At 58.9% G+C, this 13115-nt stretch carries 15 protein-coding genes and 1 tRNA gene; 9 read left to right on the top strand and 7 right to left on the bottom strand.

Annotated elements, in window-relative coordinates; all coding sequences use genetic code 11:
* Window positions 1-283: 283 nt before the first annotated feature.
* Entirely contained in the window at window positions 284-1726 is a 1443-nt protein-coding gene (gene mgtE, locus JV201_RS22005) for a magnesium transporter (protein ID WP_003214265.1), read from the top strand.
* A 103-nt stretch (window positions 1727-1829) separates the two neighbouring features.
* Here mgtE and JV201_RS22000 read toward each other — a convergent pair whose 3' ends face one another.
* From JV201_RS22000 to JV201_RS21990, 3 genes are all read right to left on the bottom strand, one after another.
* Window positions 1830-2156, bottom strand: coding sequence for an Arc family DNA-binding protein (locus JV201_RS22000; protein WP_003175643.1), 327 nt, complete (start codon window positions 2154-2156; stop codon window positions 1830-1832).
* Between the two features lie 435 nt (window positions 2157-2591).
* Window positions 2592-2771: a PA3371 family protein gene (locus JV201_RS21995; RefSeq protein WP_003214263.1), complete on the bottom strand. Its 180-nt coding sequence runs from the start codon at window positions 2769-2771 to the stop codon at window positions 2592-2594.
* Window positions 2772-2791: 20 nt separating this feature from the next.
* Window positions 2792-3019, bottom strand: coding sequence for a hypothetical protein (locus JV201_RS21990; RefSeq protein WP_102604982.1), 228 nt, complete (start codon window positions 3017-3019; stop codon window positions 2792-2794).
* 336 nt (window positions 3020-3355) lie between these two features.
* Here JV201_RS21990 and JV201_RS21985 point away from each other — a divergent pair.
* A tRNA-Arg gene (locus tag JV201_RS21985) sits at window positions 3356-3432 on the top strand.
* A gap of 342 nt (window positions 3433-3774) precedes the next feature.
* Window positions 3775-5157, top strand: coding sequence for an MFS transporter (locus tag JV201_RS21980; protein WP_003214260.1), 1383 nt, complete (start codon window positions 3775-3777; stop codon window positions 5155-5157).
* A 60-nt stretch (window positions 5158-5217) separates the two neighbouring features.
* Here the strand turns inward: JV201_RS21980 and JV201_RS21975 are convergent, their stop codons facing one another.
* From JV201_RS21975 to flgA, 4 genes are all read right to left on the bottom strand, one after another.
* Entirely contained in the window at window positions 5218-5967 is a 750-nt protein-coding gene (locus JV201_RS21975) for a flagellar brake protein (protein ID WP_087694479.1), read from the bottom strand.
* A gap of 95 nt (window positions 5968-6062) precedes the next feature.
* Window positions 6063-6530, bottom strand: a complete 468-nt coding sequence (flgN, locus tag JV201_RS21970; RefSeq protein WP_003214256.1) for a flagellar protein FlgN — start codon at window positions 6528-6530, stop codon at window positions 6063-6065.
* Between the two features lie 48 nt (window positions 6531-6578).
* Window positions 6579-6902 carry a flagellar biosynthesis anti-sigma factor FlgM gene (gene flgM / locus JV201_RS21965; protein ID WP_003214254.1) on the bottom strand — a complete coding sequence of 108 codons (324 nt, stop codon included), beginning with the start codon at window positions 6900-6902 and terminating at the stop codon, window positions 6579-6581.
* A 142-nt stretch (window positions 6903-7044) separates the two neighbouring features.
* The gene (gene flgA, locus JV201_RS21960) at window positions 7045-7809 is read right to left on the bottom strand and encodes a flagellar basal body P-ring formation chaperone FlgA (RefSeq protein ID WP_032899382.1); all 765 of its coding nucleotides are present in this window, start codon (window positions 7807-7809) and stop codon (window positions 7045-7047) included.
* Between the two features lie 80 nt (window positions 7810-7889).
* On the opposite strand from flgA, the gene JV201_RS21955 reads away from it, so the two are divergent.
* The 6 genes from JV201_RS21955 (at window position 7890) to flgE (ending at window position 12889) form a co-directional block, all read left to right on the top strand.
* The gene (locus JV201_RS21955) at window positions 7890-8822 is read left to right on the top strand and encodes a chemotaxis protein CheV (protein WP_003214250.1); all 933 of its coding nucleotides are present in this window, start codon (window positions 7890-7892) and stop codon (window positions 8820-8822) included.
* A gap of 43 nt (window positions 8823-8865) precedes the next feature.
* Complete coding sequence (gene cheR / locus JV201_RS21950) at window positions 8866-9693, top strand: protein-glutamate O-methyltransferase CheR (protein ID WP_003214248.1); 828 nt, start codon at window positions 8866-8868, stop codon at window positions 9691-9693.
* A 233-nt stretch (window positions 9694-9926) separates the two neighbouring features.
* Window positions 9927-10334: a flagellar basal body rod protein FlgB gene (gene flgB / locus JV201_RS21945; RefSeq protein WP_003214246.1), complete on the top strand. Its 408-nt coding sequence runs from the start codon at window positions 9927-9929 to the stop codon at window positions 10332-10334.
* 3 nt (window positions 10335-10337) lie between these two features.
* Complete coding sequence (flgC, locus tag JV201_RS21940) at window positions 10338-10790, top strand: flagellar basal body rod protein FlgC (protein WP_003214244.1); 453 nt, start codon at window positions 10338-10340, stop codon at window positions 10788-10790.
* Window positions 10791-10806: 16 nt separating this feature from the next.
* The gene (gene flgD, locus JV201_RS21935; protein WP_003214242.1) at window positions 10807-11535 is read left to right on the top strand and encodes a flagellar hook assembly protein FlgD; all 729 of its coding nucleotides are present in this window, start codon (window positions 10807-10809) and stop codon (window positions 11533-11535) included.
* 31 nt (window positions 11536-11566) lie between these two features.
* Entirely contained in the window at window positions 11567-12889 is a 1323-nt protein-coding gene (flgE, locus tag JV201_RS21930) for a flagellar hook protein FlgE (RefSeq protein WP_003214240.1), read from the top strand.
* Window positions 12890-13115 lie beyond the last annotated feature (226 nt).

The following is a 13115-nucleotide window of genomic DNA, read 5'->3' as shown; positions in this document are numbered from 1 at the left end:
GGGGCGCCTTTTTCTCCCGCCCATGTGTTTTCCTTTCAAGCTGCGTCGTCGCAGTTCATATGTGTGGCCAATGCTCAGCTTTGTGTCGCAAGCGCTTGTTCTTTCCAGTTTTTTGACGTTAAACGCGGCCGCCCGGTGTATCATTGCGCCCGTCAGCCCCGCCGGGGCTTGTGGAACACCTCCATGGACTTACCCAGTAGTTACTCAGTACCCCGTTTTACCAATCATGAATTGACTGATTGATCCTTCCGGCGTGCCCCGCTGCTGGGAGTGGAGTTCGCCTATGACCGAAGTTGAAGTAAAGAAAACACAAGAAAGCCTGCAGGATCGCCTGGCTCAAGTCGTCGAGCTGCTGCAGCGCCAGCGCGTGGTCGAAGACCTGACGCATCGCCAGGAAGGCGCGAACAATGACCGGGTCGAGAACCTGGTCCACCGGCAAAACCTTGTCGAGCTGCAACGCAAGCTCGATGACCTGCACTCCGCCGACGTTGCCTACATCCTCGAAGCCTTGCCGCTGAATGACCGCCTGACCCTTTGGCAGTTGGTCAAGGCTGACCGCGACGGCGACATCCTCCTCGAAGTATCCGACTCGGTCCGTGAAACCCTGATCGCCGACATGGACGATCACGAGCTCCTGGCGGCCGCCAAGGACATGGATGCCGACGAACTCGCTGACCTGGCTTCCGAGCTGCCGCGTGACGTCGTCCATGAGCTGATGGAAACCCTCGATGGCCAGCAGCGCGAGCGTGTGCGCTCGGCGTTGTCCTACGACGAGGAGCAGGTCGGTGCGTTGATGGACTTCGAGATGGTCACCATCCGTGAAGACGTCAGCCTGGAAGTGGTTCTGCGCTACCTGCGCCGGTTGAAAGAGCTGCCAGGCCACACCGACAAGCTGTTCGTGGTCGACTACGAAGGGATCCTCAAGGGCGTACTGCCGATCAAGCGCCTGCTGGTCAATGATCCGGACAAAAAAGTCGCGGACGTCATGGCCAGTGACCCGGTGAGTTTCCATCCGGACGAAGACGCTTACGACGCGGCCCAGGCGTTTGAGCGTTATGACTTGATCTCCGCCCCGGTGGTCGACAAGAACGGCAAGCTGATCGGCCGTCTGACCATCGATGAAATGGTCGACCTGATTCGTGAGGAGAGCGAAAGCGAAGTCCTCAACATGGCCGGTCTGCGGGAAGAAGAGGATATTTTTGCGTCGGTCTGGAAATCCCTGCGTAACCGCTGGGCCTGGCTGGCGGTGAATTTGATTACCGCGTTTATTGCTTCACGGGTGATCGGCCTGTTTGAAGGCTCCATCGAGAAGCTCGTGGCCCTGGCTGCACTGATGCCGATTGTGGCGGGTATTGGCGGTAACTCGGGTAACCAGACCATCACCATGATCGTCCGCGCCATGGCGCTGGATCAGGTGGGGACCGGGCATGGCAAGCGTTTGATGCGCAAGGAGCTTGCGGTCGCGCTGATCAACGGCCTGGTGTGGGGCGGTGTCATCGGTATCGTGGCGTACCTGCTGTATGGCAGCTGGTCGCTCGGCGTGGTCATGACGGCGGCCATGACGCTTAACCTGCTGCTGGCAGCGTTGATGGGGGTTCTGATTCCAATGACCCTGGTGCGCCTTGGACGAGACCCGGCGATGGGCGCCAGTGTGATGATCACGGCCATGACCGACAGTGGCGGCTTCTTCATCTTCCTGGGCCTGGCAACCATCTTCCTGCTTTGATCCCTTCCATGGATCGGGGGCGTTTGCCCCTTGATCCTTTCCTGACCAAATCCCGGGCAAAAAAAAGCCAGCGCATGGCTGGCTTTCAGCTTTCAGTTGCCAATCAGTTGGCTTCTGCAGCTGCCTCAACGTCGTGGGCGATCAGCGAGACGAGAGCATTTTGCTGGCGGTGGGAGAGCTGACGAAAACGCTGCAGCAGTTCGCGTTCGTGCAGTGACAGCTCGGGGCTGTCCAGGCGCATGCTCAGCTCGTCGCCCAGCGCACCTTCCTGAATCAGGCTTTGTTCCAGGCGTGCGATGATTTCAGAGTTCATGCTGCGGTGATGATTGCGAGCCACCTCGGCAATGCGTTCCCGCATTCCGTCTGGCAGACGTACGACGAACTTGTCAGCCGTACGGCTGGAATAAATTGCCTGTTTCAATGGGCGCATATATTTAACCGGTTAGTTCAGGGGAGCGGTTTTTGGAATTGGCCGCAAGATGCATGTTAGGACAAGGTTTGCTGCCAAATGTTCAACCTGAATTGCAAAGAGGCCGCATCATGCCTCAGATTTGCCAGTTCCTTGGCGTCAATTCTGTGACAAATATTGAACCGGCTACCGGCTTTATGCCAGTACTCATTTCAAAATTTGCGGACTGGTTGGAAAACTTTCCGCGGACGCACCCAAATGAGTGTTGAGCCCGCAGACCCTGGGCGCAAAAGGCTTTTCGGGCGCACATCCTATAGCAATATGGCCTTTTGCCCTTAACTTTAAGATTAGTGGCAAATTGCCAATTTACGAATGCGGAGCGACATATGGTCGGCTGTCCGGACGGACAAGCCGAGGCGTGGCAGCGATTTTAGCGAGGGCGACGAGCGGGGGGATTCAGCGCAGTACGGGATCGAATTTGATGCGGCGACCAATGAAGACTGCCAAGACCCACAGGCTGCCAAACACGCCGGCGGCGACGAAGGAGACTGTCTGTACGTCTTGCGACAATACGTTCAGGCCGAGGCCGGCGGCGGCCAGTGCCAGGGTCAGAAACAGCCAGGCGGACTTGTTCATGGAATGCTCCGGTAAGCGGTTCAGAAAACCCAGTGTTCAGCGGCAGGAGCAGCTTGAGTGCCCTGGGTCAGTTGCAGTGGGGATTGCATGTTCGGCTTCATGACAGCCAGTTGCGGGCGCTGTTGCAGGTGATGGGGAATCGCCTGGCTGACCTGCGCGGCGTCGTCGGAAGTGGTGGACTGAAAATGGAACATCACCAGCGCAGCCAGTGCAACGGTATTGAGGGCTAGTAGAAGTGCGCTGTTCATGTGCATGTTCTCCGCAGATGGCTGGGCCGGACTGTATTTGTAGGATAAAGGATTGCAGGTGTCGTGCCAGTCTTTAATTGATAATAAATCCTTTAAAATCAAACATTTATATAGTGTCCAGATTGCCATGCTGTTGCAATTTGCAATGATGGCATTATGGGGGAGTGCATTTTGCACGATGGTCCGAACCGTCCGTAATCGTTGAGCGGAATACCACCGGCTGTCACTGGCATGGGCCTACACTCAAAAAGCCAACGGACGACATGACAAAATTCACCTGCGCCGTTAACATGCACGCCGTCCGTCGCCGTGCCCATCGCCGGTTGGCTGTCATTAGTCCCAGTAGCTCAATTGGATAGAGCATCCCCCTCCTAAGGGGAAGGTTGGCCGTTCGAACCGGCCCTGGGACACCACTTCACCGTTGCTGCCCATGCGGCCTCGACGTCCGCAAGCCCCGATCAGATTTATCTGGCGGGGCTTTTTTGTGGCCGGGCGTTTGAGTGCGGCAGTCTTTTAAAACACCAACCGAACCTTGCCCGCGTTTGAGGTTCACACGGGAGGCAAGAGCGGGGCGGCGCAAGTATTCGTCTGCATCCTGTACCTCGCGGGTGACTGGCGAGCGTCTGACACGTAGCCAATTGGCATGAGCAAAATATTCCCCGGCAACCGCATGTTTTGGCTGTCCGGACCCGACGACCCGGGACTATCATTCCGGTAGTCCTGACACCCACAGCAAGGAGCCGCTCGGAACGCCGATGCGCCAGATCTGGAAACCTTTTCGAGCCCTTTATTTTGCTTCCCTGATGATGCTGATCGGCTCTGGCCTGCTCAGTACTTACCTGGCCTTGCGCCTGGCGGCAGATCACGTCGACAGCCTGTGGGTCGGTGCGTTGATGGCCGCCAACTATTTTGGCCTGGTATTGGGGGGCAAGATCGGTCACCGCCTGATTGGCCGCGTCGGGCATATCCGGGCCTACGCCACCTGTGCCGGGATCGTCGGCGCGGCGGTGTTGGGCCACGGGCTGATCAACTGGCTGCCAGCCTGGATTGTGCTGCGGATGATTGTCGGCCTGGGCATGATGTGCCAGTACATGGTCATCGAGAGCTGGCTTAACGAACAGGCTGAAGCCAAGCAACGCGGTGCGGTGTTCAGCGGCTATATGATCGCCTCGTACCTGGGCCTGGTGCTGGGGCAGTTGATCCTTGTGATGCACCCGCAGTTGGGGCTTGAGTTGCTGATGCTGGTCGCGCTGTGTTTTGCGCTGTGCCTGGTGCCGGTGGCCATGACTCGCCGCATTCACCCGGCGCCGCTGCATCCGGCGCCGATGGAGCCGCGCTTCTTTATCAAGCGGGTGCCGCAGTCCCTCAGTACGGTGTTGGGGGCCGGGCTGATCGTCGGCTCGTTCTACGGTTTGGCACCGCTGTACGCGTCTCAGCAAGGGCTGACCACCGAGCAGGTCGGCCTGTTCATGGGTAGCTGCATTTTCGCCGGGCTGCTGGTGCAGTGGCCATTGGGCTGGCTGTCCGATCGATATGACCGCGCGCTGTTGATTCGCTGTTTCGCCTTGTGCCTGGCGGTGGCCGCGTTGCCGTTGGCGATCATGACCCAGGTACCACTGGAAGTGCTGTTCGTCGCGGGCTTTCTCTGTTCCCTGGTGCAGTTCTGCCTGTACCCGCTGGCTGTGGCGTTTTCCAACGACCACGTCGAGGGTGATCGCCGGGTGTCGCTCACTGCGATGTTGCTGGTGACCTACGGCATCGGCGCCAGTGTCGGCCCGCTGTTGGCCGGTGTGGTGATGAAGCTGTTCGGCAGCCATATGCTGTATGCGTTTTTCAGCGTGTGCGCATTGATCCTGGTGTGGCGCATCCGGCCCAAGGCGGTCACCAACCTGCATCAGGTGGACGACGCACCGCTGCATCACGTGGCGATGCCCGACAGCATGTCCAGCTCGCCCCTGGTAGCGTGCCTCGATCCGCGAGTGGACGAACAGGTGGTGCAGGACCAGATGCAGACCGCCGTTGTGGATCCCGAGCCGGAAGTCGATCCCGAACTGGATCAGCCGGAGCCTGTCACCGAGCCACCAGAGCATCCGGACCCGGATGATCACCCCCACGACTTGAGCAGGGCGCGCCCCTGAAAGCAAAAACGGGCAGCCCCCTTGAGGGACTGCCCGTTTTTTTGTCGCGACCTTTATTGTTTAAAGGTCGTCGTCCTTGTCAAACCGCCGCGCTTCACGCTGCAGTTGATACACAAACCGCTCGACCTGGCGCTGCACCAGCCCGCTCATGTTATGAAAGCGTAGGCCGGCGAAGGTGGTGTTGATCCTTTCTTCGAAGTGCAGGTAACGCAGTTCTACCGAGGTGGTCATGCTGCCAAAGGGTAGCGCGGCGATAAATCGGTCGTAGACCTGGCCCAGTTGCAGGCGCTCGGAAATATCCCCTTCGAAGCGCAATTTGCAGCCGGTGGCGGAAATATCCAGCAACTTGCCGCTGATGGGGGCCTTGAGTTTGTCGCCGCCCAGTTCGACGCTCACCAGTTGCGCCAGCTTCAACGCCGCGCGGAAGGCGTTGCGACGCTGATGGTAAATCACCTCGCCAGGCATGCTGCCGCGGTAAATACGGTGGCCGCCGGCTTCATCGAGGGTCAGGGTGCCGTTGCTTTCCCAGGCTACCCGCACCCCCTCGTGAAAACCTTCGATCCGGAAAGCTTCGCCATTCTCGAGGTAGCGTTCGCCGTCGCGCGGGACCATTTCGTCCAGGGCCAGTGTCTTGCTGTCCCGGTCGATTTCCACCAGGTAGCTTTGAAACCGCTGGTTGCGTTCATGGAAGGTGATGATCAGCGGATCATGGCTTTCTTGCAGCATCCGCAAGGTGCCAGCGATTTCCAGCGGCGTGGTGAGTACCTTGGGTGGCTGCGGAGCATCTTCCGCGTTAAGGGCGTTGAACACGGTTCTTCCATCTCCAGACAAAATACGACTACACGCAAGTGCTGTCATTTTGCCAGTATGTGGCGCGACTTGGATAGGGCGCGCTCAAACTGGTTTCAGGCTTGGCTGCGGGTGCTTGGCTTGGCCAGGCGTGAGGTGGAGCCTTGAGCGTTGTAGAGAGCCGGAGGCTCGCCGCCGTGGAGGATACGCAACTGATTGGCGGTCGTGGCTTGCTGAAGCTGGATGGCCTGGCCGTTGAGGAGGTTGGTTTCCTGGCACAGGGTCAGCAACTGGTTGAGTTCTTTGCTCTGGGCCAGCAACTGGTCGCCCACCGTGGAGTGGCTGGCGAGTTGTTCCAGGCCCTTGTGGTCGGCCGTAAGGCCCAGGCTGATCAGAATCTGGCTGCGCTTCTTGCCGTGCTGTTCCAGCAGGACGATCAGCGATTGCTTGCGCGCCAGGATTTCTTCCAGCATGCGCATGTCCCGGCCGTACAGGGCCAGTGATTCTTCTCGAAGGAGCTCCAGCAGCTGCTGTGCGGGAGGCAGGTCTTCAATGATCAGTTGTAGCAAGTTTTCGTCGTGCATGGCTGGCCTTGGGGTTTAAGCGTCCAAAAGCCTGGCGCAGGCCTTTGCCTAGCGCTCGGCTTCGAAGTTAAGCAGTTTGCTGGCTACACGGTTGCTGTCGACCTTATAGCTGCCATCGGCAATCGCCTGTTTCAATTCGGCCACACGGGCTTTATTGACAACTGGCTGATCGCTCAGCGAGTCAGTGACCTTCTGCAACTGTTGAGCCTCATTGCTCAGGTGTACCGATTCCCCGCTTTGGCTCGCACCGGCCTGTTCTGTCTTGGCAGGCAGAGGCTGGGACTTGGCTTCAACGCTGTCTTTGGCACCGTTGGTGCGCGAAGAACCGGGCGTTGGCAGGGCGTTATTCAAACGACTGAAATCGATGACCATGTTAAAAAAACCTCTGGGTATTTGGACGCTTGCCATGTTTTCGGCCATACCCGGACAAACTTTAGGCTCGATTGACAATAAACCTATGCGCGATGCCGCTTTGCGCACAGTGTAGGAAAAGCTGGCGTCCGATGCCAGTGATCTATAAAGCCACCTCAACCTGCCCCGGCGCCGTCACCCGGGCCTTGATCACGCGGTTGGAATTCAGGTTCTTGACGCGAATCTGTTCACTCATGCCGCCGTTGGACAGGGCTTCCCCCGGCATTTTTACATTCAGGCCACCGCTGCTGGCGGAAATCACCACTTGGTCACCTTTGCGCACGACTTCGGCCTGCTCGAGATGGACCAGGGTAATCACCTGGTCAGCAACCATTGGTCGGGTAAGTTTCTGCCCGAGTGCCTGGTCAAGGGACGTGAGGTAGCTCTGGGTGATCATGCTGATGTCGCGCTCGCGCATCGCGACGTCATCATAACCAATGATTCCGGTACGTTTCAGCGGGCGCGTCACCACCACCACTTCGCGAAACAGTTTGACCTGGGCGGGCACGAACACCGTCCAGGGCGAGGCGCCTTCGCAGCGCACTTTCACGGTCACGCGCCCGATGGGCTGGGCGGGGCTTTCCAGGGAAGCTGTCAATTCTCTGTCGCACATGGGCATGCGCAGGCGCGGATCCAGCTGGTTGACCTGGATTTCGTAGCGGCCCGGTGTCTGCGTCGTGGCCAGATAATCTTCTACAGTGAACTCAAGAAAGCCTTGAGTGACGCCGATAAGCAGATCAGGCAAGGTGACGTTATCGGCGCGGGCCGGCTGGCCCGTAGCCAAGGCAAGCAACGCCATCGAGACGCAGAGCAATCTGCGGTACTGTGGGGATCGGAGGCGTCGGGAAACTGTCGTTTTGATGTCCATGGCCAATAAAAAAGCAAAGCTCGTGCCGTTTAGTGTTGGGTACGCGTCGTACCCCTAAGTTTTAGCGTAGGAGTCTGGGCATGGCCGGTGTAATGGATTCAGTGAACCAGCGCACACAGCTGGTGGGGCAGAATCGCCTGGAGTTGCTGTTGTTCCGTCTGGACGGCAAGCAGCTGTACGGGATTAATGTCTTCAAGGTTCGCGAAGTGCTGCAGTGTCCCAAGCTGACAATAATGCCCAAGTCCAGCCCGGTGGTTTGCGGTGTGGCCAATATCCGTGGCGCGACCATCCCGATTCTTGACCTGGCAATGGCCACCGGTTCGGCGGGGTTGCAGGACCGCGAGAGCCCGTTCGTGATCATTACCGAGTACAACACCAAGACCCAGGGTTTCCTGGTGCGCTCGGTGGAGCGCATCGTCAACATGAACTGGGAAGAGATCCATCCGCCGCCCAAGGGCACCGGTCGCGATCACTACCTCACGGCGGTGACGCGGGTCGACAACCAGTTGGTGGAAATCATCGACGTGGAGAAAATCCTCGCCGAAGTGGCCCCGACCTCGGAGGCGATATCGGTGGGTGTGGTAGACGCCGAAACCGCGCACAAGGCGATCTCGCTGCGGGTGCTGACGGTGGACGACTCTTCGGTTGCGCGCAAGCAGGTATCCCGTTGCCTGCAGACCGTTGGGGTCGAAGTGGTCGCGCTCAATGACGGTCGCCAGGCCCTGGATTACCTGCGCAAGCTGGTGGATGAGGGCAAGAAGCCGGAAGAAGAATTCCTGATGATGATCTCCGACATCGAGATGCCGGAAATGGACGGCTACACCCTCACGGCCGAGATACGCAACGACCCACGCATGCAAAAACTACATATCATCCTGCATACTTCGTTGTCGGGTGTATTCAATCAGGCGATGGTCAAGAAGGTCGGTGCCGATGACTTCCTGGCCAAATTCCGCCCTGATGACCTGGCATCCCGGGTAGTCGACCGGATCAAGGCAGCAGATCACGGCTAGGGGCCTTTTCCCTGGCGGTCACACGATTTAAGAGGCGGTATCATTGTCTACGGGTAATTTGGATTTCGAACAGTTCCGGGTCTTCCTGGAAAAGGCCTGTGGCATATTGCTCGGTGAAAACAAGCAGTACCTGGTATCCAGCCGTCTCAACAAACTGATGGAGCAGCAAGGCATCAAGTCCCTCGGGGAGTTGGTGCAACGGATCCAGGGCCAGCCACGCAGCGGGCTCAAGGAGATGGTGGTCGACGCCATGACCACCAACGAAACCTTGTGGTTTCGCGATACCTATCCGTTTGAAGTGCTCAAGAACAAGGTGCTGCCCGAGGCGATCAAGGCCGCTCCCGGCCAGCGCCTGCGCATCTGGTCGGCCGCCTGTTCGTCGGGACAGGAACCGTATTCGATTTCGATGGCCATCGATGAGTTCGAGCGGACCAACATGGGCCAGTTGAAGGCCGGGGCGCAAATCGTGGCCACGGATTTGTCCGGCACCATGCTCACCAACTGCAAGACCGGCGAGTACGACAGCCTGGCGCTGGGGCGCGGGTTGTCCCAGGAGCGCTTGCAGCGTTTCTTCGATCCCAAGGGAGCAGGGCGTTGGGCGGTCAAGGCGCCGATCAAGAGCCGGGTGGAGTTTCGTTCGTTCAACCTGCTGGACAGTTATGCCAGCCTGGGCAAGTTCGACATGGTGTTTTGCCGCAACGTGCTGATCTACTTCTCGGCCGAGGTGAAGAAAGACATTCTGTTGCGCATCCACGGCACCCTCAAGCGTGGCGGTTATCTGTTCCTGGGGGCTTCCGAGGCGCTGAACGGTTTGCCGGATCATTACCAGATGGTGCAGTGCAGTCCTGGAATCATTTACCAGGCCAAGTGATGAGTGCTTGGACAAAAAGGGAGGCCTGCACAGGCCTCCTTTTTTTATGGCCGCAAAGCGGCAAGCCCTCATTGCCGCTTTACTGGCGTTTCGCGGAAACCCTTTGCCGCTTTTCTGGCATTGCCGCCGGCAATTCCCTCGCAAACCCTTGATTTACGGGGCTCAAGCAACTTGGCATGGCCCTTGCTAAATCCTTGTTACGAAAAGCAGGTCAGCCCCTAAAGGTTTCCGCCATGAGCATCAGCTTCGATAAAGCGCTCGGTATCCACGAACAAGCACTGGGCTTTCGCGCCCAGCGTGCCGAAGTCCTGGCCAACAACATCGCCAACGCCGACACCCCGAACTACAAGGCTCGGGACCTGGACTTCTCTGCCGTGCTCGCCGCCCAGCAAGACAAGACCAAGAACGGCACCTTCGCCTTGAACATGACCAACAGCCGTCATATCGAGGCGCAAGGCCTGGGCAATGGTGACGAGTCGCTGCTGTATCGCACGCCGATGCAACCGTCGATCGACCAGAACACCGTGGACGCCCAGTTGGAGCAATCGGCCTACGCCGAGAACTCAGTGAACTTCCAGGCCAGCTTCACCCTGCTCAACAGCAAATTCAAAGGGCTGATGTCAGCCCTGCGTGGAGAATAAGCCATGTCCCTCGCCAGTGTTTTCAATATTGCCGGTAGTGGCATGAGTGCGCAGACCACGCGCCTCAACACCGTCGCCAGTAACATCGCCAACGCCGAGACCGTGTCTTCGAGCATCGACCAGACCTACCGCGCCCGGCACCCGGTGTTCGCCACCATGTTCCAGGGCGGCCAGGGCGGCCAGAGTGGCAGCGGCGATTCGCTGTTCCAGAACCAGGATGCCGCAGGCCAGGGCGTGCAGGTGCTCGGTGTGGTCGAAGACCAGAGCAACCTCGAAGCCCGCTACGAGCCGAACCACCCTGCCGCGAACGAAAAAGGGTACGTGTACTACCCCAACGTCAACGTGGTCGAGGAAATGGCCGACATGATTTCCGCCAGCCGCTCGTTCCAGACCAACGCGGAAATGATGAACACCGCCAAAACCATGATGCAGAAGGTCCTGACCCTGGGTCAGTGATAAGGGGCGCCAAATAATGGCCATTGTTGATAACAGTTCGACGAACACGGCAGTCCAGGACCTTTTTAACTCCAAGGTCAAGACGGCGACAGATAACACCAGCGTCGGTGACGCCGCCAAGTCGGCGACGGGCAACCAGGCGATGGGCAAGGACGCGTTCCTGCAATTGCTGGTGACCCAGCTGAAAAACCAGGACCCGCTGTCGCCCCAGGACAATGGCGCGTTCGTCGCACAGTTGGCGCAGTTCAGCAGTCTGGAAGGCATCAACAACCTGAATGACTCGGTGAATGCGATTTCCAGCAACTTCAGCTCCTCCCAGGCGCTGCAGGCTTCGTCGCTGGTGGGGCGTTCGGTCATCACCCAGACCGACAAGGCGATGGTGGATACCAGCAAGAGCATGACCGGTTCCGTGGCGGTGACGGCGGCGACGGGCAACGTCTCCGTCAAGATCACCGACAAGGATGGCAACGTCGTTCGCACCATCGACATGGGCGCCCAGAGCGCCGGCAACTCCAGCTTCGTCTGGGACGGCAAGACCGATGCGGGTGAGACGGCGCCACCCGGCACCTACACCTTCAATGCCACCACCAAGAATGACAAGGGTGACTCGGTGGCCCTCGCCACCTCGCTGCCGGCAACGGTGACCAGCGTAACCCTGGGCACGAACGGCGCTGAAATGGTGCTGAACCTGGCGGGCGGCCTGGGCAGTATCAAGCTGTCGCAAATTCAGACTATCGGTACATAGAGCCGGCTAAATACGGCAAAAGGAGAGAACAATGTCTTTTAACATCGGCCTTAGCGGCCTCTATGCGGCCAACAAACAACTGGACGTGACGGGTAACAACATCGCCAACGTCGCGACCACCGGCTTCAAGTCGTCCCGTGCGGAATTCGCGGATATCTACGCGGCTTCCAAGCTGGGTACCGGCCAGAACAGCATCGGCAATGGCGTGAACCTGGCGGCCGTGTCCCAGCAGTTCACCCAGGGTGACGTCAACAACAGCGGCGGCACGCTCGACATGGCGATCCAGGGCGGCGGCTTCTTCGTGCAGAAGGGCAGCGACGGTTCGCTGGAATACACCCGCAACGGTGCGTTCCGGGCCGACAAGGACGGCTACATCACCAACAACACCGGCACCTCGCGGCTGCAAGGCTACGCAGCGGATGCCGATGGCAACATCCAGAAGGGCGGCTTGACCGACCTGCAGCTCAACCTGTCGTACCTGCCGCCGAAGGCTTCGAGCAAGGTGGATTCCACCAGTAACCTGAACTCCTCCGAGACGGCGATCGACCAGACGGCGCACCCGTTTGATCCGACCAAATCGGACAGCTTCACCACTCAATATTCCACCACGCTGTACGATACGCAGGGCAACGCGCATCCGATGGTGCAGTACCTGGTGAAGACCGACTCCAACACCTGGAAGTCCTACACCCTGATCGATGGGCGCAACCCTGACGGCTCGCCGATCAGCGGCACCGGTACTGACGTGAAGGCGCCAGTCGCCTCGACGCTGTCGTTTGACACCTCCGGCAAGCTGACCGGGATCGTTACCCCGCCAGCCACCGCTTCCAATACCACCCTGACCATTTCCGACTGGAAGCCGGGCGGCCTGGTCAATGGTGTCTGGACGCCTAACGGTGCGGCCGCCAACGCAGACGGCGTGGCCGTCAACATGGGGAACATCACCCAGTACAACTCCGCCACCTACCGCAACCCGCCGACCACCGATGGCTACGCCACCGGGCAAATCACCGGGCTGAAAATCGACGGCAGCGGCGTACTGTTCGCCACGTTCAGCAACCAGCAGAGCAAGGCCATCGGCCAGATCTCCCTGGCCAGCTTCAACAACGAGCAGGGCCTGCAGCCAGCCGGCGGCACCACCTGGAAAGAAACCTTCGCGTCGGGCCAGCCGGGTTTTGATACCCCGCAAGTCGGCACCCTGGGTTCGATCGTGGCCAACTCCCTGGAGAACTCCAACGTCAACCTGACCAACGAGCTGGTGGACCTGATCAAGGCCCAGAGCAACTATCAGGCGAACGCCAAGACCATCTCCACCCAAAGCACCATCATGCAGACCATCATTCAGATGACCTGATGTTGTCGCTTTAACTCGCTTTACCGAAAAGCCCCTCACGTGAGGGGCTTTTTTTTGGACGTTCAGATAACGCCTATAGGTGGGGGCGTCACAGGCGGATACACGGCTGTCGGAACGGTACAAGGCCAGCCGGGCGATATCTGGAGCGGATTCAGTCAGGGCTCCGACGGCAACTGCATCACTGTTTCAGCGATAAAAGCCGCCATGATGCACGTCGGCCAGAAGC

This window comes from Pseudomonas sp. Colony2, assembly GCF_019382755.1.
Classification (GTDB): Bacteria; Pseudomonadota; Gammaproteobacteria; order Pseudomonadales; family Pseudomonadaceae; genus Aquipseudomonas.
The sequence above is the reverse complement of the archived record's forward strand: the minus strand, read 5'-3'. Positions and strand labels throughout refer to the sequence as shown.